Origin of the sequence: Echinicola salinicaeni, assembly GCF_014280965.1 — a bacterium.
Classification (GTDB): Bacteria; Bacteroidota; Bacteroidia; order Cytophagales; family Cyclobacteriaceae; genus Echinicola; species Echinicola salinicaeni.
The window spans coordinates 276,610-299,685 of record NZ_JACODZ010000005.1; the positions used below are offsets into that span (position 1 = coordinate 276,610).

A 23,076-nucleotide genomic window follows, 5' to 3' on the forward strand; every position below is an offset into this window, starting at 1 on the left:
TGTTTCTCTATCAATTCATTGGAAAGTTAAGCAATACTTTTAGCGCTTGTTTGACTATACATGAGGTATCAATCTATTTTTTTCAGCTAAACAATATACCTGCAATGGTGGCAGTCATCATGCAAGCCAAAGTAGCTCCCAACAAGGCCCTCATTCCCAATAAGGACAAAGCCCCTTGTTGATTAGGCGCTATACTACCAATACCTCCAACTTGAATCGCTATCGAACTGAAATTAGAAAAACCGCAAAGTGCATAGGTGGCTATAACAATGGACTTGGCACTCAAAGATCCTACTTCCTTCATTTCTGCCAATCCTGAATATGCCACAAACTCGTTGATAACTGTTTTTTGCCCCAATAAGGAACCTACCTGCAGTGTATCCTGCCATTCTACTCCCATCAACCAGGCAAACACCCTAAATACTTGTCCTAAAATATACTCCAATGAAAAACCCTGAAACTGTCCAGATGTTGCACTTGCTATATAGGCATTGATCCCCGTCCAATCCCCTATCACTCCTTCCAGCAAATAATTAATTGCTGCAATCACTGCTATAAATGCCAATAACATCCCTCCAACATTTAAGGCCAATTTCAAACCGTCTGCCGCACCAATGGACATGGCATCTATTAAATTCACACCCATTTCCTCATCACTTACCTGCAGTTTATCATTCAGTCCTTCCTTATTGGTTTCTGGAATGATGATTTTTGACATCACGATCGCTGCCGGCGCATTCATAATACTTGCCCCTAAAAGATAGGAAGCAAACCTACTTTGTTCTTCTAAGCTATCACCACCCAGAAAAGCCACATAAGCTGCCAAAACACCTCCAGCAATCGTGGCCATCCCCCCTGTCATCAAACACATCAGTTCAGACTTGGTCATGGTAGGAATAAAAGGTCTAACCAATAAAGGGGCCTCTGTCTGGCCCAAGAAAATATTTCCTGCAGCAGATAAACTCTCAGCCCCCGAAAGTCTCATGGTTTTGGACATTACCCATGCAATCCCAAACACTATTTTTTGAAGCACTCCTAGATAATACAAACCAGCAGATACCGTCGAAAAGAATATAATCGTGGGCAAAACTTGAAAGGCAAATATGGTCCCAAATGAATCTGTCGCTAAATCCCCAAACAAGAAAATAGCACCTGCCTGGGCAAAGCTCAATAGTTTTACAAAAGCCCCACTGATACTAGCAAATACCTTCTCAACAAATTCAACCTTGGTGATCAAAAATCCAAAAATCGCCTGCAATCCAACACCAATTCCCACCAATCTCCAATCAACTGCTCTCCTGTTAGCTGAAAAAAGCACCGCAACAGCCAATAAGGCTATTACTCCTATGATCCCTCTTATATATTCCATAAAAATCTACTTAAAAGTACTTCAAATAATATGTATCCATTTAAAATCTGAAGCCTAAAGTTAAATTATTTAAGCAGATAGGAAATAAAAAAACCTGAGAAAAATTCCTCAGGTTTTGCTACTTAATTTCGTCGATTTATTTCATCCCGGATTCTGGCGGCCCGCTCATAATCTTCGCTGTTTATCGCTTTTTCCAGCATTTGGTTCAATTTTTCTAGACTGAAATCCTTTAATGCTTCATGCTTCTGGGACTTGGCAGGATTGGCCTTAGGCTTACTGGAAGCACTTTCCTTTTCACTTTTCGCTTCCTCTTCCTCATTAAATTCAATAGCCGCTTCGGACATTACCTTCTTTTCACAAAAAATCGGCGCATCAAACCTAACCGCAATCGCTATGGCATCTGAAGGCCTGGCATCAATTTCAACAGTCTTATCATCATCCTTACAGACTATTTTAGCATAAAAAACACCTTCTCGCATATCTGAAACCAAGATATGATCTACCGAGAAATTAAAATTAGAAGCAAAAGACTTGAATAAATCATGGGTCATCGGTCTATTGGGAACGATCTTCTCAATCTCAATAGCGATGGCCTGAGCCTCAAACATTCCAATAACAATCGGAAGCCTTCTGGTTCCAGTTATTTCTCCCATCACTAAGGTAAACGAACCCGACTGGGAATGATTTGAGGACAAACCTAATATTTCTAATTCTACAGTATTCTCCACTAGCTAATTACTTTAATGCTTTTACAGCCTCCGTTAACTTTGGTAAAATTTCAAATGCATCTCCCACTATACCATAGTCAGCCGCCTTGAAAAATGGTGCTTCTGGATCTTTATTGATTACCACAATATATTTAGATGCATTGACACCTGCAAGATGTTGAATAGCTCCTGAAATTCCAACTGCAACATATAAACTTGGCGCAACTTTTACACCTGTTTGCCCTACGTGCTCGTGGTGAGGTCTCCATCCGCTATCAGAAACTGGCTTAGAACATCCTGTTGCCGCGCCCATCTCCTTGGCTAAATCCTCAATCAACCCCCAATTTTCAGCACCTTTAAGACCTCTACCGCCTGAGACAATAATATCAGCTTCCGGCAATGAAATCTCTCCTGCCGCCTTATCGGTAGCGGTAATTTTAGCAGCAAAATCACTTTCAGGCAAATTGACCTCCAAAGCCTCTACCGCTGCAGCCGATCCATCTGTTTTAAGTGCTACGGCATTCTTTTTAACAGCCAATATCTTCTTGTCTGTAGTAATCTCAGAAAAGGCAAAAGCTTTACCTGTGTAAATACTTCTCTTTACTTTATAACCTCCGTTGGTTTCTGGCAAAGCAACCACATTAGAAACTAAACCAGCTTTCAGTTTAACGGACAACCTGGCTGCTACTGCATCACCAAGAGATGACTTGGCCAAAATCAAGGTCTGTGCACCTACCTTTTCAAAAGCTTGGGCAACCGCATCTGCATGCGCTTGGATTACACCAGCATTTAACTTTTCATCATTTACATGCAGCACCTTGGTAGCACCTGCCGACCCTGCCTCGCTTAGAGCAGACTCTTCGATGTTTCCCAATGCTACAGCCGTAACATCTTTTCCTTCTTGGCCTGCTAATTCTTTAGCATAGGAAACAGCCTCTAATGACGTTTTTTTGATGGCACCTTCTGCGTGCTCTATATAAACTAAAATTGACATTTTATTCTTGTTTTAAAATTCAGTAAATCAAAGCACTTTGGCTTCGTTTTGTAAAAGTTTCACCAACTCCTCTACATTGTCCTTATCAATGAGTTTCACGGCACCTTTGGCTGGTGGAAGCTCATAGGAAACGGTATTGGTGGCCACCTCGTCACTTACTGGCTCAACTACATTCAACGGCTTGGTTCGTGCTGACATAATCCCTCTCATATTTGGGATTTTCCACTCAGCTATTGGCTCTTGACATCCAGCGACCAATGGCAGTCTTGCCTCCAAATGTTCTTTACCTCCTTCGATCTCTCTGGCCATTTTTACTACTTCCCCCTCAATTTCCAATTTCATCACTGGAGAAATAGATGGAATACCGAGCATTTCAGCCACCATTCCATGAACCATACCTCCATTAAAATCTATGGATTCTCTTCCCATCAAAATCAAATCATAATTTCCCTCTTTGGCATAATGGGCTATTTGATTCGCTACAAAAAGTGAATCTGAAGGAAAAGCATTTACCCTTACAGCTTCATCAGCTCCTATGGCAAGGGCCTTCCGCAAGGTTGGCTCAGTTTCAGCCTCTCCTACATTCAAAACGGTCAAAGTACCACTAGTCTGATCCCTAAGCTCAACAGCCCTGGCAAGTGCATAATCATCATATGGACCAATGATAAACTGTACCCCTGTTTTATCAAACTGGGTGTTATTTTCGGTAAACTGAATTTTAGAAGTGGTATCCGGGACGTGGGTAATACAAACCAGAATTTTCATATATATAATTTTAATTTTCTATTAAACATTTTAATCTTCCTTGCCTCAACTTCACAAGTTTCATGCAAAAAATATTGCCTGTCAAAAACAAAAATTTTAATTGATCAGCAATATTAATATTCCTTTTTAATCAATTCTCCAAAACATTAACTTAACCTTGTTTTTGGAATGACCAAAAATACAAAAAAAGGTCTTTTATTACCCATCCAACCCCAATTGATTTTGGCTATAGTCCATAATTTATAGTTATACTGAACTCAAGTTCAAATGCCCAAAAATCACTTAAAACCAACCTTCACAGAAACATACGATAACCTAAGCAATAATATAACTCAGTTTGCTTCTAAGATATAAGGGCAAAAAACTACTTTCCTTAATTTAAGCATAAATATAAAATCTTGATCGAAAAAAACTATTTTTGTCCAACCAGTACGGACTTGATTAGAACTAATTAAATAGTAATTAAAAGAATAAACCGCTTATGAGTAAAACAGCACGAATTGACCAATTATTGCAATTTTTAAAAGAGGAACCCGACAATCCCTTCAATATATACGCTCTTGCACTGGAATATCAGCACTCAGAACCATCAAAAGCCACTGATTATTTTGATCAATTATTGACCTCGCATCCTGAGTATCTCCCCACTTATTTTCATGCTGCAGCCTTTTTTAGTGAAATGGATGAAATAGAAAAAGCCCAGAAAATCTATAATAACGGAATTGCTTTGGCCCAAGACCAAAACAACCCTCATGCACTTAGAGAACTAAAAAATGCTTATCAAAATTTCGTTTTTGAAAATGACTTGGACTGAAACCTCGTCATTTTTAACTGATTTTCACCACAATTTTACCTGTCTGGCTTCCTGAAGCCATAAGTTCAAAAGCCGCTATAGCTTCCTCCAAAGGCCGTACAGAATCAATTACAGGTTTAATCCTTTCTTTACTAATAAAGTCCAGCATATCCTTAAAGTCCTGATCACTCCCCATAGTGGTCCCTTGCAAGGTTAACTGATTCCAAAAAATCCTTCTGGCATCCAGCATTGGAGGATTCCCTAAGGTAGCTCCATAGAATATCAACTTCCCACCTGGCACCAATAAACCTATCATTCCAGGAAGCGTATCTCCCATTGCCGAATCAATGATCAGATCAAATCCTCCACTGATTTCTTTGGCTTCATCAAGCCAAGCTTCCTTCTTATAATTAAAACCTCCTTTTGCTCCTAGTGATACAGCTTTACTGATTTTATCATCTTTACTACTATTAACATACACCTCTGCCCCAGCAATGACAGCATATTGGGCTGCAAACTGGGCCACTCCCCCTCCAAAACCTGTCACCAAAACCTTTTGACCAGCCTTCACCTGACCATGATAAAATAATGCCCTGTATGCTGTAAGCCCGGCGAGTGGTAATGCCGCTGCTTCTTCAAATGACATATGAGCCGGTTTATTGGCTAACCTGCTTACATCCACCTGTACATACTCAGCCAATGTACCATTTTTCGGCATTCCTAAAATCTGAAATTCACTGGATTGTACTTTTTGATTCTCGCCCCAATTATTGGCAGAATTGATAATTACTTCCTTTCCCAACCAATCTTTATCAACTTCTTCTCCAATTGCCTCCACAATACCAGCCCCATCAGACCCCAAAACCACACCATCTTTAATATTAGGATATCGTCCCTGACGACACCATTCATCCCTTCTGTTTAAAGCAGCTGCACGTAATTTTACCTTTACCTCCTTAGGCTTCAAGTCTGGCAATTGCACTTCACTTAATTTAATTCCAAAAGAAACTTTTTGATCTAGAACTAGGGCTTTCATGGTCATTCAGAATAATGTCTTGATGAACTATGACAAAAATTATTAAAACTTATTTTTTTAGAAAGGTGCTGGCTCATTACTTCCCAAACCTCCAGGGAATGAATCATCCTCATCAGGCCCGTTGGCTTTACTCTGAATCCTGATCATATTGCTATCATCAAACCCTTTGCCACCAGCTTCGCTTGGGAATTTATTTCCATACATGGCCTCCTGTGCTTGAGGTTGGAATGGTACATTAAGCTCCAAGTCAGCAAACTTGGTGTATTTACCAATAAATCGAAGCCTAACCGTCTCCAAGGAACCACTCCTGTGTTTGGCGATGATTACTTCACCTGTTCCTAAGGTACTATTTCCTTCCTCATCCTCATTGATACCATAATACTCAGGTCGGTAAAGGAACATTACAATATCGGCATCCTGCTCGATCGCTCCAGATTCCCTCAAATCCGAAAGCTGAGGTCTCTTGTCTCCACCCCTGGTTTCCACTGCCCTGGAAAGCTGGGAAAGTGCAATCACGGGCACTTCCAGTTCCTTGGCTATCTTTTTCAAGGCCCGGGAAATACTTGAAATCTCCTGCTCCCTGTTCCCACTGGCACTTGCCTTGGAATCCCCTGACATCAGCTGAAGGTAATCAATTACAATCATCTGAATATCACTTTGGGCTTTTAACCTCCTACATTTTGCACGAAGTTCCAAAATGGAAAGTGCTGGGGTATCATCCACAAACAAAGGAGCCGATGATAATTTACTGGTTTTATGTATAAGCTGTTCCCATTCATAGTCAGCCAAATTCCCTTTTTTGATCTTTTCAGAATCCAGTTCTGCTTCAGAGGAAATAAGACGATTTACCAATTGTACTGCTGACATCTCCAGAGAGAAGATAGCCACTGGACGACTATGGTCCACTGCTGCGTTCCTCAATACTGAAAGTACAAATGCCGTCTTACCCATCGCAGGACGAGCAGCGATAATAACCAAATCTGATTTTTGCCAGCCTGAAGTCACCCTATCCAAAGCTGTAAATCCACTTGGCACCCCTGTCAAACCATCTGAAAGATCCTTTTTGCCTTCAAGTTCAGTAATTGCCTCCCGCATAATCGATTTCATATCCGCATAATTTTTACGGATATTATTTTCAGAAATCTCAAACAGTGACTGTTCCATTGTATCCAGAAGTTCGAAAACATCTGTCGTTTCCTCAAATGCCTCAGATTGTATTTCTGAACAAATTCGGATCATATGACGCTTCATTGCCTGCTCGGTAATGATACGCGCGTGATATTCAATATTGGCGGCTGAAGAAATCTTTGAAGTAAGCTCAGTAATATAAAAAGCCCCGCCAGCTACTTCCAGCTTCCCGTTCTTCCTCAACTTATTGGTAACTGTAAGCAGGTCTATCGGCTCACTTTCATTAAAAAGCTGAAGAATCGCATCATAAATTTCCTTATGGGCGTCCTTATAAAAACTGTCTGGCTTAAGAATATCCACCACAGCCGTGATGGCCTCTTTTTCCAACATCAAGGCACCCAAAACTGCTTCCTCTAAATCAATTGCCTGTGGTGGTATCTTACCAACACCTGCCCCAAAACCTTTATCTGCACCGTTTTTCCGTCTAAAAGACGATCTTTCTCTTCCGGTAGTATTTCCTTCTGCCATAACAACAAATGTAGCTCCTTTAAACCAAAGATTTTAAACAATTTATTAACATGTAATTAACATGTTCATTAATAAACTATTAAATGGTTTATTATCCTGTTCTCTTACCTATTAACACCATTTTCTTTCATTTTCTCATCTAATAAAAGCCAGTAGAAAATGATGGAATTTGAGCGACAAATATAAGATCATATTTGTCCAAATTCATAGGAATTCCCTATTCCCTTGATAAATTATAAAGAGGTGCAAACAGGAACCTATATTTTAATTCTAATATCTTATCTTTGGAGATAAATAGAAATGTACCTTTTACGATTATCAGCCTTTTCTCTCTTAATTGGCCATACTTGTTAAATAAAAAACAAATGACTTTAAACATAAAAACTCCTTTAGCATTTTTCGATCTTGAAGCCACAGGAATAAATATCTCTACGGATAGGATAGTGGAATTTTCCTTTGTAAAAATCTATCCTAACGGCAAAGAAGAGATCAAAACCATGAAAATCAATCCCACAATCCCTATTCCAAAAGAAGTTTCTCTGATTCATGGAATTTATGATGAGGACATTAAAGACGCACCTACCTTTAAGGAAATCGCCAAAGAATTGCATCAGTTTTTGGATGGTGCGGATTTGGCTGGCTTTAATGTGCTCAAATTCGACATTCCACTTTTAGTGGAAGAATTTTTAAGGGCAGGAATTGATTTTGACATCGAAAAAAGGAACCTGCTGGATGCGCAAAAGATCTTCCACATGATGGAAAAAAGAAACCTGACGGCTGCATATAAATTTTATTGCGGCAAAACCTTGGAAAATGCCCATAGCGCTGAAGCAGACACCATCGCCACTTATGAGGTTTTTAAAGCACAGGTAGAAAGATACGAAAACGAAGAAGCTGTAGACCTGCAAGGCAACAAACTAGGCATCGTTGAAAATGACATGAAAAAGATCCATGCCCTGATCAATGAAAAAATGGTAGACCTTGCCGGAAGGTTTATTTTCAATGATGAAGGGGTAGAATGTTTTAATTTTGGAAAGCACAAGGGTAAACCAGTAGAAAAAGTACTTCAAGAGGAACCTAATTATTATGACTGGATGATGAAAGGAGACTTTCCATTGGATACAAAAAGAAAGTTCACTCAGATAAAATTGAGGAACTTTAATAACAGATAAACAAAATGGCTGCTCGAATGAGCAGCCATTTTTATTTTATATATTGGAAATTTTAGCGACCTAATCCAATGTTTCTTCCTTTTCAAAATGCCTCATTCGATAACATTGCATGGCTGTTTTCCCCAAGTGGTCAGTAAGCTGCCAATTGGCAATAGCCCCTACCCCAGCCCCAATAACTGGAATCAACTGGGCCAACTTTGCCAAATCCATATAATCACGGTACTCCAATTGAAATGTCCGCCAATCAAAATTATCGCCTTTCTCTGGCAATGTTTTCTTGAAGTTTTCCCAGTTCTCTATTACTTCTATCACCTCTTTCCTTTTCTGCTGGCTACAAAAAGCCAATTGAAACACGTATAGAATAAAAATCCTCTCCTTAAAATCCTTCACATCATAACCATACATGGAAGCAACTTCAAATAGCATCTTCATTTTTATGGCCAAAAAGGCAGGAAAATCAACCATCCCCATTAATATTCCTCCTGCACCAGTTACAGCTCCCTCTACAGAAGCTGTCCTTTGATACCATTTTATTTTATTTTTAATCTTTAGTTCTCTTCCTTCAAAAGGAATTACTTCAGAGACCTTAGTATTAATATAAGAAGAGCCAAAGAGCACTCCTTTGACCATCTTTTCAATGGCATAAGTAATGGCCTGGTGGATTTTATCAGGAATAATTTCATTGATTTTGTGTTGTACTCCCTTGGCCATCCTGTTCATGATAGATGGATTCTTCTTGACCTTTTTAAGCCAAGCATTCATCTCATAGAAAGCTATTTCCTCGTAAAGCACCATATCTATTATTATTCCAAAAACCCAAAAAAATCATTTCAAGCTTCCACGCTTCCCTAATTCTACGACCCTTAGATTTTTTGGTTTTCCCTCGTCCAAGTCAAATTTTAATAAGGTTTTTACCTGATGAAAGCCATGGTTACCAATTGCACCAGGATTCATATACAGACACCCCAGCTCATGATCAAATTCAACTTTGCAAATATGGGAGTGGCCACAAACAAAAATATTGGGCTTAACTTCTTTTATTCTTTTCTTTACTCCTTTGGCATACCTAGGTGGCTTCCCTCCTATATGTAACATCATCACCTTGGCTCCCTCCTTTTCAAAAACCAATTCCTCAGGATACCTTTCCCTTGCTGATTTGTCATCAATATTTCCAAAAACTACTCTCAAGGTTTTTCCTTTCGGAAGGGAATCCATTACGGATTCTTCACCAATATCCCCTGCATGCCAGATTTCATCCACATCTTCCAAATGTTCAATGGTTTTTCCGTCTATATAACTATGCGAATCAGAAATCAATGCTACTTTTATCATAATATTGAATATGCTTAACTTCTTATTGGAATTAGAAAATAAAAACAAAGAAATACAATTTGGTATTTGGATAAAACTACCTTTTAAATATTAATCTAAAACAACTTAGAATTAGGAACAGTTTCTGCTCCCATTTCAAAAAATAATATCTAAATATTGTACTAGGAACAAAAAATCTCAATAAATGAAATCTATTAATCCCTATACTGGCGAGTTATTAAAAGATATAGAAGAGCATTCCGAAGAAGATATTGATATAATCATCAATAAAGCTGAAGCCGCTTTCCAAGGCTGGAAAAAAAGGTCAATGGATGAAAGAAGTTCACTGATGAACAAGGCTGCAGAAGTCCTTAGAAAAAACAAGGAAAAATATGCTAAAATCATTTCCTTGGAAATGGGAAAGGTCATTTCAGAATCCCGTTCAGAAGTGGAAAAGTGTGCTTGGGTTTGCGAATACTATGCTGAAAAATCAGCAGACTTTTTAGCCGATGAACCCATACACCTTCCAGATGGAAAAGAAGCAAAAGTGGCTTATGATCCCTTAGGAACAATTTTAGCGGTAATGCCTTGGAACTTCCCTTTTTGGCAGGTATTCAGATTTGCTGCACCCAACTTAACGGCTGGAAACACAGGCTTGCTTAAACATGCTTCCAACGTCCCACAATGCGCATTGGCCATTGAAGAAGTATTTAGTGAAGCTGGATTCCCTAAAGGTGTTTTCCAAACTTTGATTATAGGATCCAGAAAGGTAGAAAAAGTCATTAATCATTCAAAAGTAAAAGCTGTGACGCTAACAGGCAGCGAAAAGGCCGGACAAATTATCGCTGCCCAAGCGGGAAAACAAATCAAAAAAACAGTTTTGGAACTTGGCGGAAGTGATCCTTTTATTGTCCTCAAAGATGCAGATATTGAAGCTGCAGCCAAAACAGCTGCAAAGGGCCGAATGATCAACTTTGGACAAAGCTGCATTGCCGCCAAACGCTTCATAGTAGAAGCACCTGTTTACGATCAATTTATTAGTGCTTTTAAATCCCACATCCAAAATTACCAGGCAGGAGATCCACTTGATGAAAATGCAAATTATGCTTGCATGGCTAGGCCAGACCTTGCGGAGGAACTCTACCAACAGGTAAAATCTTCCATTGACCGGGGTGCCGAAGTCATTCTTGAAGGTAGTGGCCCCAATGAAGGGAAAGCAAATTTCAAACCTTTCATATTGGGAAACCTACGTCCAGACATGCCAGCCTATAGCGAAGAGCTCTTTGGCCCTGTTGCATCTGTATTTAAGGTAAAAGATGAAAAAGAAGCCATCAAATTGGCCAATGATTCTAACTTTGGCCTAGGTGCTGCTCTATGGACCAAAGCCCCTGAAAAAGCAGAAAAGCTAGCCAGAGAAATCGAATCAGGTGCAGTATTTATCAATTCCATGGTTGCCTCCAACCCTCACTTACCCTTTGGCGGCATAAAAAATTCAGGTTATGGACGAGAATTAGCAGAAAATGGAATCAAAGAATTCATGAATATTAAAACCGTTTTTAAGGGCTAGTAATGATTATTTTCTAATTATTGGTTAATTCCTTTCAGGACTTGGTAATTGAAGGATTACTTTCTATTTTTACAGGCGAAAATTTTGGCTAAGAAATGAGAATTATACAATTTAGAGAAGCATTAAGAGAGGCCATGAGCGAGGAAATGAGACGCGACAAAAACGTGTTTCTCATGGGTGAAGAAGTGGCTGAATACAACGGAGCCTATAAGGTGACCCAAGGTATGTTGGATGAATTCGGACCGGATAGAGTATACGATACGCCTATTGCAGAGCTTGGCTTTGCAGGTTTGGGTGTAGGTGCCGGTATGAATGGTCTAAGACCCATCATCGAATTTATGACCTTCAATTTTTCTTTGGTAGCTATTGACCAAATCATCAATTCGGCTGCAAAGATGTACGCCATGTCAGGAGGCCAATACAACGTTCCAGTTGTTTTTAGAGGCCCTACTGGTAATGCTGGTCAACTTGGTGCCACACACTCCTCTAACTTTGAGAATTGGTTTGCCAATACTCCTGGTCTTAAGGTAGTAGTCCCAAGCAATCCTTATGATGCTAAAGGTTTATTGAAAGCGGCTATAAGAGATGACGATCCGGTTATTTTCATGGAATCTGAATTGATGTATTCTGACAAAGGAGAAGTTCCTGAAGGCGAATATTTACTTCCTATCGGAGTGGCCGATATCAAAAGAAAAGGTGCAGATGTAACGATAGTTTCTTTTGGAAAAATCATGAAGGTAGCTCTGGAAGCTGCTGAAGAATTGGCCAAAGATGGTATCGAAGCTGAAGTAATTGACCTAAGGACCGTAAGGCCTATTGACTATCCTACAGTTTACGAATCTGTTAAAAAGACCAATAGATGTGTAGTAGTTGAAGAAGCCAATCCAATTTCTTCTCTGGCTACAGATATTGCATTCAATATTCAGAAAAACATGTTCGATCATTTGGACGCCCCAGTTTTAAGAGTTAACTCCATGGATATTCCTTTGAGTTATTCTCCTACTTATATCGAGGCTACATTGCCTAATGTAAAAAGAACTATTGAAGCTGTTAAGCAAGTTACTTACGCAAAGTAATCCCATCAGCTTAAAAAATATTTAAAGCGGTCAATGCATTGACCGCTTTTTTTTTGCAAATAACATTATTCCCTGTCCACAGCTCGATCAAAATTGATTATTAAATTCCGTAAAAAATAAGCTTACTGGTTTAAAAAGCAGACAATCATATTTTTTAACAATTCCTATTAAAAAATCATTCTACATTCCCTTGAGCTGATAAATAGCCAATCTTCATCATTATAGGATCATTATATAAAAACAGATGTCCCTATTTTTTTTATTCAGAACGATTTATTTTTTTTCCATCTAAGATAATCCAAGAGAAGGCTTACCAAAAAAAGGGACCAATAAAAAAAATTAGAATACATTACCATCCGATATACAATATGTTCTTATACACTTTCTCCTAATCACCACACCTATACAAGGTAAATTCCCAAAACATAATTTCAAAAAAATCCTTAACACTAAAAATCCTAAAAACTACTTTTCATTAAACCAAACAATAAATTTTTTCTCCATAAAAATAACAAACCATACAAAACCAATATAAAACTATACAAAACACACAATCACAAAAAACATCATTAAACGAAAGAAAAAAATATTCATTTTAATTTGTACATAAGGCCTAACTAGTATAATTTAGGGGAATTATCTCTTACCCCCTAATAATCCCCTCAAGAGAAAACACTTCATTCCCAGATAATTCATACATCTCAGGAAGGAAGCCAGTATTACAAAAACGTACCCCACCAAAAATAACCTTTAGTACATCACAAAAAGCAAATCACTAAAAATTTGCCTAAAGACTCATGTATACAATTTCATTTAATTAACTAAACAAACGCTTATGAAAAAACTATTTACACTCATTGCGTTCTTTATGGTCAGTATTACATTCGCACAAAATGTAACGATCACAGGGACCGTAACTGATGGAGAATCAGGAGAGCCACTACCAGGAGCTAATATTCTGGTAAAAGGCCAAGCATCAGGAACTGTGACAGATATGGACGGGAAATACTCACTTTCTGTTGCTGAAGATGCCACATTAATATTCAGCTTTATTGGATATACTTCCCAGGAAGTAAAAGTTGGCAGTAACAGTGTAATCGACGTAGCCTTATCAGGTTCTTCTTTAGAGGAGGTTGTTGTAGTAGGTTATGGTACACAGAAAAAGAAAAACCTAACCGGTGCCGTTGGTACCTTATCCACTGAAGACATAGGTAGCCAAAGTGTAACAAGTGCTGCCAATGCACTTTCAGGCCGTGTATCCGGAGTTCAATTAATTCAAGGATCTGCCCAGCCAGGCAATGACGCTCCTACCATACAAATAAGGGGAGTTGGTACAGTAAGGACATCTGTGGCAAATCAGAACAATGATTCTGCTCCCTTGGTTTTAGTAGATGGTGTGCAATCTACCCTAAATGATGTTCATCCAAATGACATCGAGAGTTTTTCCGTATTGAAAGACGCTGCCTCTGCTGCCATTTATGGAGCTAGAGCAGCTAACGGTGTTATCCTAGTGACTACCAAAAGAGGCAAATCAGGAAAGCCAAAAGTATCTATCAACTCTTATATGGCCTTCCAAAATGCGACCACTACGCCTGACATGTTGAGCCCATATGATTTTGCTCGTTTGAAAAATGAAGCACAAACCAATATTGGCCAACCTGAAGTTTACTCTCAAGAGGAATTGGACCTTTTGCAAAATGGTGGTGATTCAAGATACTCTACAAAAGGGTTATTCGAACAAGGCTACCGCACTGGAGCCCCACTTCAAAACCACTATTTCTCAGTAACTGGTGGTACTGAATATGTAAAATACATGTTCTCTGCTGGTTATCAAGACCAAGAGGGTGTGGTAATCGAGACAGACTCAAAGAGATATAATTTCAGGTCCAATGTGGACGTGAAAATATCCGACAAAGTAAGGACAGGAATCAATATCTCTGGTAGTTTGACTGATAGTAATGAGCCAAACTATTCAGGCTATGGGGTTACCCAGCTTGTCCGAGATATGATCAGAAAGGCGCCGCTTAATCCACTTAGATATGACAATGGCTATATCTCTGCAGGTAATGCTGTATTATCAGGAAGAACTGATGGTGGTATCCACCCTATTGGCTTAGCTAAATATGGCGGAAATAATAACACCAAATACTACAGAGCCACTCCTAACCTTTACTTTGAGTTAGAACCCATCAAAGACATGGTTTTCCGTGCTAACGGCTCCGTTTATGTTCAGGACAGAAAACAAAGTTTCTTCAGAAGTAAAATGACCGTTTCTGATGGCGAAAGCATCTTCAACGCAAATGGTCTTGGGGAATACCGTGAAACTGATTTATTGAGCACTACCTCAACCTTTGAACTGACTGGCAGGTATACCAAAACATTGGGAAAATCGACCTTAGGCGGAATGCTAGGTTATACGAGTCAGGCATACAGACAAGACTTTCTTTCTGCCTCCAATGAAGGCTATAATAATAGTATTCTTACAGAATTGGATGTGGCTTCATTGAACCCAAGTGTAGCTGGTAATGCCAGTGAATGGGCATTGGAATCTTACTTTGGACGTGTGAACTATGACTATGAGGGTAAATATTTAGCTGAGTTCAATATCCGATATGACGGTTCTTCCCGATTCGGAGAAAACAACAGGTTCGGTACTTTCCCATCATTCTCTTTGGGTTGGAACATGGCCAAGGAAGACTTTATGTCAGGTCTTCAAGATATAAATGAATTGAAATTGAGAGGTAGTTGGGGTCAACTTGGTAACCAAAACATTGGGAATTATCCAAGTATCGCAACTATTAATCTTGATCAGCCATATGTCTTTGGTAACTCATTGGTAGGTGGTGCTGCGGCAAGGGCTTTGGCCAATCCAAATGTCAAGTGGGAAACAACACAAACTTCTGATATTGGATTAGATGCAACCTTGTTTGATTACAAACTTTCCCTTACTGCTGATTACTATGTAAGAAAATCCCTGGATGTACTACTAAGCCCTCCTGTAGTGGCCACATTGGGCAACCTCGCTCCTCCCGTCCAAAACCAAGGTGAGGTGGAGAATCGTGGTTATGAATTCTCCCTAAACTATTACGGAAGCATTGGAAGTGAGTTCGAATATTCTATTTCTGGGAACTGGTCACACAATGACAATAAAGTATTGAAACTGGACGAAGAATTCCTTTCAGCCAATAAGGTTTTGACCAAAGAAGGTTATCCAATCAATTCCTTTTATGGACACATCATTACAGGTATTTTCCAGTCTGATGCGGAAGCACAAGATGCAGAAACTTATGGTGCTCAGCCAGGTGGTTCTCTAGTAAGTGCTGGTGACTATATCTATGAAGATACCAATGGCGATGGCGTAGTTGATTCTGATGACCGTGTGATCATCGGTGACCCTAATATCAGAAACACATTTGGTATGACCTTGACTGCTGATTATAAAGGCTTCAATTTCCGTGTCTTATTCCAAGGAGTATTAGGAAGAGATGTTGAAAATGGGGTTTATGGAACTGATGGCTTGAGAGGCTACAGTAACCTTACTACGGCATTTTTGGACAGATGGACGCCAGAAAACACCGACACAGATATACCAAGGGTAGCTACCGGTTACAAATACAACAACTCTTTATTTGTTGGACCAGCTATCAGTGCTGCGATCTTAGATGCTTCATACCTAAGAATGAAGCATATTGAATTGGGCTACACCCTACCTACTGAGACTATTTCTAAATTCGGTCTTTCCAATGCAAGGGTTTATATTTCAGGACAAAACCTATTGACTTTCACCAAGTTTGTAGATGGCTTTGATCCAGAAGATGCGGTTACTTTTAACAATGTTAATGACAGTTACCCGCAAGCTAAATCCTTTACCATGGGTGTTAATCTTTCTTTCTAAATCTCAAAAGTGAAAATGATGAAAAAATATATTGCATTTATTCTGACTGCGCTTTGCCTGGGATGTGCTGATTTAGAACGTTATCCGCTTAACTCTATCGGTGCTCCAGAATTTTGGGCAACTAGCGATGATGCCACTTTGGCTATCAATGGTGTATACAATGTCCTTGCCCATAATCAGATGTATAGGGACTTTATGAGACATTCTGATGCATTGGTTGATAATGCCTATTCACAGTGGTCATATAACCATTATCTGGAGATCAGTGAAGGTAGAGGGTTTGACGCATCAAGTGTTTGGCCACTCAATTTCTGGAGAAAGTCTTATGAAGGCATTGTTAGGGCAAATGAAGTTTTGCTCAATGTTCCAGAAATTCAAATGGATGAAAACACCAAAAATAGAATTTTGGGAGAAGCTCACTTCCTAAGGGCTTTGTTTTACTTCCACTTGACCAATCTTTACGGAGACGTACCTTTGATTTTGACAAAACAATCTGTAGAAGAATCCCTGGTAGCCAGAAATCCAAAATCTGAGGTGCTTACTCAGATTCTTGCTGATATTAATATTGCTATTAATAACCTGCCTGATTCTTACGGTCCTTCTAATCTAGGAAGAGCTACAAAAGGTGCTGCATTAGCATTGAAATCAAGGGTTCATCTATACAATAAACAATATAGTGAAGCCATACAAGCAGCGAACCAAGTTACTGCTTTAGGCTATGATCTATTGCCTACTGCTAGCTATAAAGACATGTTTTTGCCAGCATTGGAAAACAACACCACTGAATCGATCTTTGAAATACAGTTTTTGGGCAAAACAGGAACTGGCGGAGTAGGAAGTGCTTTTAACGCAAGCTCTGGCGCAATTCCTGCATTTGGAGTAGCACCTTATTCCCCACTTCAAGAATTGGCAGACGTGTATGAAGCAGGTGACATCAGAAAAGATATCACTATACTTCAAGCAGGACAAACATTTGCTGGAGAAGCTTTTGACCCAATAAGAACTGAAACTGGCCTTGCATTGATCAAGGGAGTAATAGAAGATCCTACAATTACCGATGATGGTGATGCCAATTTCGTAGTATTTAGGTATGCAGAAATTCTATTGAACTTGGCTGAAGCTGAGAATGAATTAAACGGTCCTACGGCTATTGCCTACAATGCGATAAACAAAATCCGAAACAGGGTGGGTCTTGACAATCTTCCTACCGGATTAAGCAAGGATCAATTAAGAACAGCTATCAAAAAAGAAAGAAGGTTAGAGCTTGCTTTTGAAGGTCATTACTACTTTGACATCTTAAGATACGGAGCTGCTGACCTGCAAGCATCCATGGAAAATGTAACCAGTGTAATTGGGCATGAAAGAATCTATAATTCCAGACTTCTCATGTGGCCAGTGCCTCAAAATGAAATTAATATTGACGAAAACTTATTGCCACAAAATACAGGCTGGTAAACAGTTATAAATTTTATAAAAAGAAAAGCACATTGGAAATCCAATGTGCTTTTTCTGTTTAATTGACCCACATAATAACTTTATTGCGCTCCCATCATTCCTCCATTATCTCCGCCACCACCCTTAAGGTCTTCATTCTCTATGGATCTTTTCTTACGCTTATTGACAGTCATTTTCCCTATGCGGTAACTAAAGTTGATCTTAAAGTTCATATTTCGCATAATATTGGTACTCTGCTGTGAAATATTATTGGAGCTTATTTCATTATTCATCTTGAATTCTGGAGTCATGAAATTCTCAGCACCAAAACCTATACTTCCCTTTTTCTCATTGAACTGCTTATTAAAGCTCAATCCATAAATCCCAAAACCTGAGCTATAACCTTGCAAATTCACTCTTCTTCCTCTGGCAAAACCAAAGGCCTGCACCACCCAAGTATCCGTAATATTATAATTACCAAACAGTCTACCACTAACCACAAAACCTTCATTTGAAGCACTGTAAAGTGGATCTTCAAGGTTATTATCTATTGAGGTATAATAGGTATCAATACTTCCATTAAAAGAAAGCTTATTTGAAATATTCAGATTGGAAAATAAGCTCAAGCCATAAGCTTTTTCCACACCGATATTCTCATAAGTGGTATAAATCACTCCATCATCCATTACACTGCGAACGGGCTGGATGGAACCACTGGAATTTCTAAAGAAACTGGAAAGATTGATACTGGCATTTTTGAAGTAGGTACTATAAGACAGCTCATAGTTATCTGTATATTCTGGATCCAAAAGTGGATTACCTTGAGTGATTTGACTTGGATTGGATCCCTGAATATTGGGATTAAGATACCTCAGTGATGGTCTTTGTATCCTTCTGTTATAGGCAGCTTTCACCATATTGCCATTTTTCAATTTACGGCTAAGGTTTACACTTGGTACCAACACCCCATATGAAGGGATGTCCGCAACATTTTCTCCAGTCTTAAAATCTGCATTAATCGTGGTGTACTCATATCTAGCACCTGCTTTTACAGTATAATTCTCCCAAAATCCCAAAGTATAAGACAAATAGGCTGCTGATACATTTTGGTCATAATTGAACTCATTGGAAAACTGTGCATCCTCATTCTCTACATACTCACCATCTGCTCCTTCTGCCACAAAATAGGCATAATCACTATTTACCCTCCTCATGATATTTTTAGCCCCATATTCCAGAATTTGATCCTCGCCGTTTCCTATAGGTGTGATATAATCTATCTGTACGGTAAACTCTTGATTATTGCTCAGATTGTCATTTTTGATCCGCTGCTCTACTAAATCAAAATCATCATCTAATAGTGATTGCACAAAATTATTGGTTCTATTATTACGACTATATAGTGACATGATGCTGAACTCCTTTTGGGGCTTTTCATACGTCCTGGTATAGTTCAAACTCACATCTACTGTGTTGGATAAATTATCTGTATTTACCCTCCTCATCAAAGCACTTTCCAACACCTCATCCAAATAACTTTCTGTCAGTAAATTGTCCTGCTTGTTTTTAAAATTAAACATGCCAAAATTCACAGATGCTGCCAACCAATTATACTTGTCGATTTCATAATCAGCACCAAAATTATATCTCCCCATCAACATATTGTTCCTGGTATCGGAACTTTGAACCGTCCTGTTAATGGTTCCATCAGGGTTGGTAACTGACTGGGTATTTTCAAATCCTCCATTCACATTATAACCAGCACGGCCAAATCCTCCAAGGGAGAAGCCCCACTTACCTTTTCTTGCACTAGCATTCAAGCCCAAATTCGATCCTCTCATTCCTGCAGAGGTATTGATACTTAAGGAAGTTCCCTGTAGGTTATTTTTCTTCGTAACAATATTGATCACTCCACCAGAACCTTCAGCATCATACTTAGCAGATGGAGAAGTAATGACTTCTACAGACTTGATTTCATCAGCCGGAATTTGTTTCAGCGCATCCGCAATACTACTAGCGGACATGGTGGAAGGCTTATTATCAATCAGCACGACTAAATTATTACTTCCCCTCATGGACACATTTCCATCCAAATCAACAGATAACATAGGAACTCTTCTCAGTACATCCGTCGCATCTCCACCTACAGTGGTCTTATCATTTTCAGCATTGTAGATTGTTCTGTCCACTTTTTCCGTAATCAATTCACGCTGCCCTTGAACCGTCACTTCTTCCAAGGAAACCGACTCCTCTTCCATTTCAACCTCTCCTAAATTGATCAATTTCTGCCCTGATTTTACTAGAATGTTTTCTTTTACATAAGGTGAAAAACCAACAAAATTAATTTTCAGCTTATAAGCACCAGGCTTAAACCCGGTTATAAAAAATTTGCCTTCATCATCGGCCACTCCGCCTGATACATTCTTATCAGAATCTGTCTCCAAGAGCATTACTGTAGCATAGGCCACAGGATCACCGGACGATGACTCCACCACTGTACCAGTGATTTGGTAATTAGCTTCTTTTGCATCAGAGGCCGTTTGCGCATAGCCCGAAGGCTTCAGTGAAATCAAAATCAAGCTTAAAAAACACAAAGTTTTTAATAGAGAATTCATGAAATTAAGATTAAATGGTAAGTTTTATAATATTAAAATTGGTGGTTCAGGAGCGTCACATGGACACTATTCAAAACTAAAGTAGATTGAAATGTTTATTTTAAAAAAAGCGATAGATAGTACAGGATACTTTATCGACTAATGGGCTGATTCAATAGATAAACCATTTATTTGGAGATTCAGAAACCAATTAATGGAGCAGAAGCCCAAATTCATGGGCAAATCCTTCCTATTGGCAGATTAGCATTTCTTGTTTTAAGAAGATTGTTTTATGTTTAAATAGAAAAAGAAGCTAAATGCATGAACCAATCACCCGTTTTCCATAAAAACATCTCATTCCTTATACATATATTAGTTTGGGCTGTAGTAGCGGCTACACTATTCTTACTTGGTCCACTATCATGGAAAACCACACTCCCTACAGAGTTTTGGTGGAGACAGGCTTTGTTTCTCTCCCTCTTGGTTGGCTTATTTTATTTTAACAAAGATATTTTAGTACCCAAAATACTCTTCAATGGTAAAATCGGTCTATTTATTATTCTTAGCATTGGGCTGTGTTTCCTGTTAATGTACATGATCCAGTACTTTGAAAACAGCATCAATCTTCCTGAACTAATGCACCGGTCATTTCATCCTGATGATGACAAGCCCTATGTAGAAAAGAAAGAATTTATCAATATTTTCATACTTCTAGTGCTTTTTCTTGGGTTGGGCATTAGTACTAGTGTGGCAGCCGTACAAAAATGGCAATCAGATGAAGCTTTAAGGAGACAACTTGATCAGCAAAGGATTAATTCTGAGCTTTCCTACCTAAAGGCCCAGATAAACCCCCACTTCTTTTTTAATACCCTCAATAATATCTACTCACTAACCAATATTGATGTGGAAAGGGCTCGTATCGCCTTGCATAAACTTTCCAGAATGATGCGCTATGTCCTGTATGAAACAGAAAAAGATCAAACCTTACTTAGTAAAGAGATTAATTTTATCAAAGATTTTATCGAACTGATGAAATTAAGAATTTCTCATAAAGTAAAAGTAGAGCTGGATATTCAAGAAACTGTTGAGGACAAAGTAATTGCCCCAATGCTATTCCTCCCATTTGTGGAGAATTGTTTCAAACACGGCATAAGCTCCAAGCAAGAAAGTCAGATTTATATCAGTGTAAAGCAATTCAAGAATGAACTGACATTAAAAACCTGTAATAAAATCATTCCCAAAAATCCCAACAGTCCTGAAAGTCACCTGAAAGGAATAGGGCTCACCAATACCAAAAGAAGACTGTCATTACTGTATAATAAACAATATGAATTGTCAATTGATGATCAAAACCCTGAAAATGAATATCGTGTAACCTTGAAAATCAATCTGGCATGAAAATCAAATGCATCGCTGTAGATGACGAACCTTTGGCATTGGATCTTATCTGTAGCTTTATCGAACAAACCAGCTTTTTATCCTTGGAAGCTAAATTTGAAAATGCCATTGATGCGCTTTCCTTTGTGCATAGCCATGAAGTGGACCTGATTTTTCTCGACATCCAAATGCCGGATCTTTCTGGCATGGAGCTGGCAAGGGTTTTGGACAGCAACAAACAAAGCAATGTACCTAGAATAATCTTCACCACTGCCTATAATCAGTTTGCCATAGAGGGATATAAAGTTGATGCCATGGATTATCTCCTCAAGCCATTTAGTTATGAAGAATTCTTAAAATCCTGCACTAAAGCTTACCACTTCTTTGAATCCAAATCGTCTCAATCCAACACCTCAGCCGATAATCCACAACAAAGTTATATTTTTATTAAGGTGGAATACCAATTGGTGAAAGTCGTGCTAAAAGATATTTTATATGTGGAAGGATACAAAGATTACGTTAAAGTTCACTTGGCAGATAGATCCTCTCCCCTTCTTTCTTTGACCAGCCTCAAAAACATGGAGGAGATTCTTCCAGAAAATCAATTTATGAGAATACATCGCTCTTATATTATTTCTCTAGACCATATTCAATCTATCACAAAAAATACGGTAAATATCAGCAACACTACCATAGCGGTCAGCGAAAACTATAAAGACAACTTTTTGCAATTTGTAAACAAATGGATTGGTTAAAACTAAATCTAAGGCTAAGCGTTTCATATTTTGACAGATTCGAATTAATTTAAATCAACACAAACCAATTATATACATTTAGCTCCCACGATATGACAGAATTGCAAAAAACCTATATGCAGATGGCCATTAATCTTTCGAGATCAGGAATGCATTCAGGCAACGGAGGTCCCTTTGGATGTGTAATAGTGAAGGATGGAGTTATTATAGGACAAGGTAATAACCAAGTACTCTCCAATAATGACCCCACTGCTCATGCAGAAGTGGTAGCCATTAGAGAGGCTTGCAAAAACCTAAGGACCTTTCAGCTTGAAGGCTGTGAAATCTATACTTCTTGCGAGCCCTGCCCGATGTGCTTGGGAGCCATTTATTGGGCAAGACCCAAACAAGTATTTTACGCCAATACACGCCAACAGGCTTCCGAGGCTGGATTTGATGATGACTTTATTTATCACGAATTGCCGCTTCCGCCTCAGGACCGAAAAATCCCCATGCAACATGCTCCCAATGACGAAGCCCTAAAAGTATTTAGTGAATGGGAAAATTTTGAAGACAAAAAAGTATATTGATACCCG

Annotated in this window: 18 protein-coding genes; 9 read left to right on the top strand and 9 right to left on the bottom strand. The window is 38.8% G+C overall.

The window, feature by feature from the left end; genetic code table 11:
- Positions 1 to 82: 82 nt before the first annotated feature.
- The 4 genes from H7U17_RS11185 to H7U17_RS11200 all read right to left on the bottom strand — a co-directional run bounded on the left by H7U17_RS11185 (position 83) and on the right by H7U17_RS11200 (position 3,835).
- Complete coding sequence (locus H7U17_RS11185; protein ID WP_186756807.1) at positions 83 to 1,369, bottom strand: NupC/NupG family nucleoside CNT transporter; 1,287 nt, start codon at positions 1,367 to 1,369, stop codon at positions 83 to 85.
- A gap of 122 nt (positions 1,370 to 1,491) precedes the next feature.
- The gene (locus tag H7U17_RS11190; RefSeq protein ID WP_186756808.1) at positions 1,492 to 2,097 is read right to left on the bottom strand and encodes a bifunctional nuclease domain-containing protein; all 606 of its coding nucleotides are present in this window, start codon (positions 2,095 to 2,097) and stop codon (positions 1,492 to 1,494) included.
- Positions 2,098 to 2,104: 7 nt separating this feature from the next.
- The gene (locus H7U17_RS11195; RefSeq protein WP_186756809.1) at positions 2,105 to 3,070 is read right to left on the bottom strand and encodes an electron transfer flavoprotein subunit alpha/FixB family protein; all 966 of its coding nucleotides are present in this window, start codon (positions 3,068 to 3,070) and stop codon (positions 2,105 to 2,107) included.
- 27 nt (positions 3,071 to 3,097) lie between these two features.
- The gene (locus H7U17_RS11200) at positions 3,098 to 3,835 is read right to left on the bottom strand and encodes an electron transfer flavoprotein subunit beta/FixA family protein (protein WP_186756810.1); all 738 of its coding nucleotides are present in this window, start codon (positions 3,833 to 3,835) and stop codon (positions 3,098 to 3,100) included.
- Positions 3,836 to 4,316: 481 nt separating this feature from the next.
- Between H7U17_RS11200 and H7U17_RS11205 the strand changes: the two genes are divergently transcribed.
- Positions 4,317 to 4,649 carry a tetratricopeptide repeat protein gene (locus H7U17_RS11205; protein WP_186756811.1) on the top strand — a complete coding sequence of 111 codons (333 nt, stop codon included), beginning with the start codon at positions 4,317 to 4,319 and terminating at the stop codon, positions 4,647 to 4,649.
- Positions 4,650 to 4,662: 13 nt separating this feature from the next.
- On the opposite strand, the gene H7U17_RS11210 is transcribed toward H7U17_RS11205, so the two are convergent.
- A complete protein-coding gene (locus tag H7U17_RS11210; RefSeq protein WP_186756812.1) occupies positions 4,663 to 5,664 on the bottom strand; it encodes a quinone oxidoreductase family protein in 1,002 nt (333 codons plus the stop codon).
- Positions 5,665 to 5,721: 57 nt separating this feature from the next.
- Positions 5,722 to 7,320: a replicative DNA helicase gene (gene dnaB / locus H7U17_RS11215; protein ID WP_186756813.1), complete on the bottom strand. Its 1,599-nt coding sequence runs from the start codon at positions 7,318 to 7,320 to the stop codon at positions 5,722 to 5,724.
- 365 nt (positions 7,321 to 7,685) lie between these two features.
- Between dnaB and H7U17_RS11220 the strand changes: the two genes are divergently transcribed.
- Positions 7,686 to 8,492 (top strand): 3'-5' exonuclease, encoded by an 807-nt coding sequence (locus H7U17_RS11220; protein WP_186756814.1) that lies wholly within the window; start codon positions 7,686 to 7,688, stop codon positions 8,490 to 8,492.
- 60 nt (positions 8,493 to 8,552) lie between these two features.
- Here the strand turns inward: H7U17_RS11220 and H7U17_RS11225 are convergent, their stop codons facing one another.
- Together H7U17_RS11225 and H7U17_RS11230 are read right to left on the bottom strand one after the other, a co-directional pair.
- Entirely contained in the window at positions 8,553 to 9,287 is a 735-nt protein-coding gene (locus tag H7U17_RS11225; protein WP_186756815.1) for an EcsC family protein, read from the bottom strand.
- A gap of 30 nt (positions 9,288 to 9,317) precedes the next feature.
- Positions 9,318 to 9,824: a metallophosphoesterase family protein gene (locus H7U17_RS11230; protein WP_186756816.1), complete on the bottom strand. Its 507-nt coding sequence runs from the start codon at positions 9,822 to 9,824 to the stop codon at positions 9,318 to 9,320.
- A gap of 184 nt (positions 9,825 to 10,008) precedes the next feature.
- On the opposite strand from H7U17_RS11230, the gene H7U17_RS11235 reads away from it, so the two are divergent.
- The 4 genes from H7U17_RS11235 to H7U17_RS11250 all read left to right on the top strand — a co-directional run bounded on the left by H7U17_RS11235 (position 10,009) and on the right by H7U17_RS11250 (position 17,796).
- On the top strand, positions 10,009 to 11,370 hold the full coding sequence (locus H7U17_RS11235) for an NAD-dependent succinate-semialdehyde dehydrogenase (protein ID WP_186756817.1): 1,362 nt from the start codon (positions 10,009 to 10,011) through the stop codon (positions 11,368 to 11,370).
- A 95-nt stretch (positions 11,371 to 11,465) separates the two neighbouring features.
- Complete coding sequence (locus H7U17_RS11240; protein WP_186756818.1) at positions 11,466 to 12,446, top strand: pyruvate dehydrogenase complex E1 component subunit beta; 981 nt, start codon at positions 11,466 to 11,468, stop codon at positions 12,444 to 12,446.
- Between the two features lie 835 nt (positions 12,447 to 13,281).
- Positions 13,282 to 16,341 (top strand): SusC/RagA family TonB-linked outer membrane protein, encoded by a 3,060-nt coding sequence (locus H7U17_RS11245; RefSeq protein ID WP_186756819.1) that lies wholly within the window; start codon positions 13,282 to 13,284, stop codon positions 16,339 to 16,341.
- A 15-nt stretch (positions 16,342 to 16,356) separates the two neighbouring features.
- Positions 16,357 to 17,796 carry a RagB/SusD family nutrient uptake outer membrane protein gene (locus H7U17_RS11250; RefSeq protein ID WP_186756820.1) on the top strand — a complete coding sequence of 480 codons (1,440 nt, stop codon included), beginning with the start codon at positions 16,357 to 16,359 and terminating at the stop codon, positions 17,794 to 17,796.
- An 80-nt stretch (positions 17,797 to 17,876) separates the two neighbouring features.
- Here the strand turns inward: H7U17_RS11250 and H7U17_RS11255 are convergent, their stop codons facing one another.
- The gene (locus H7U17_RS11255; protein ID WP_186756821.1) at positions 17,877 to 20,390 is read right to left on the bottom strand and encodes a TonB-dependent receptor; all 2,514 of its coding nucleotides are present in this window, start codon (positions 20,388 to 20,390) and stop codon (positions 17,877 to 17,879) included.
- 300 nt (positions 20,391 to 20,690) lie between these two features.
- On the opposite strand from H7U17_RS11255, the gene H7U17_RS11260 reads away from it, so the two are divergent.
- The 3 genes from H7U17_RS11260 (at position 20,691) to H7U17_RS11270 (ending at position 23,070) form a co-directional block, all read left to right on the top strand.
- Entirely contained in the window at positions 20,691 to 21,767 is a 1,077-nt protein-coding gene (locus H7U17_RS11260; RefSeq protein ID WP_186756822.1) for a sensor histidine kinase, read from the top strand.
- Positions 21,764 to 22,501 (top strand): LytR/AlgR family response regulator transcription factor, encoded by a 738-nt coding sequence (locus H7U17_RS11265; RefSeq protein ID WP_186756823.1) that lies wholly within the window; start codon positions 21,764 to 21,766, stop codon positions 22,499 to 22,501. Before H7U17_RS11260 ends, H7U17_RS11265 begins: the two co-directional genes overlap by 4 nt.
- A 92-nt stretch (positions 22,502 to 22,593) precedes the next feature.
- A complete protein-coding gene (locus tag H7U17_RS11270) occupies positions 22,594 to 23,070 on the top strand; it encodes a nucleoside deaminase (RefSeq protein ID WP_186756824.1) in 477 nt (158 codons plus the stop codon).
- Positions 23,071 to 23,076: the final 6 nt, after the last annotated feature.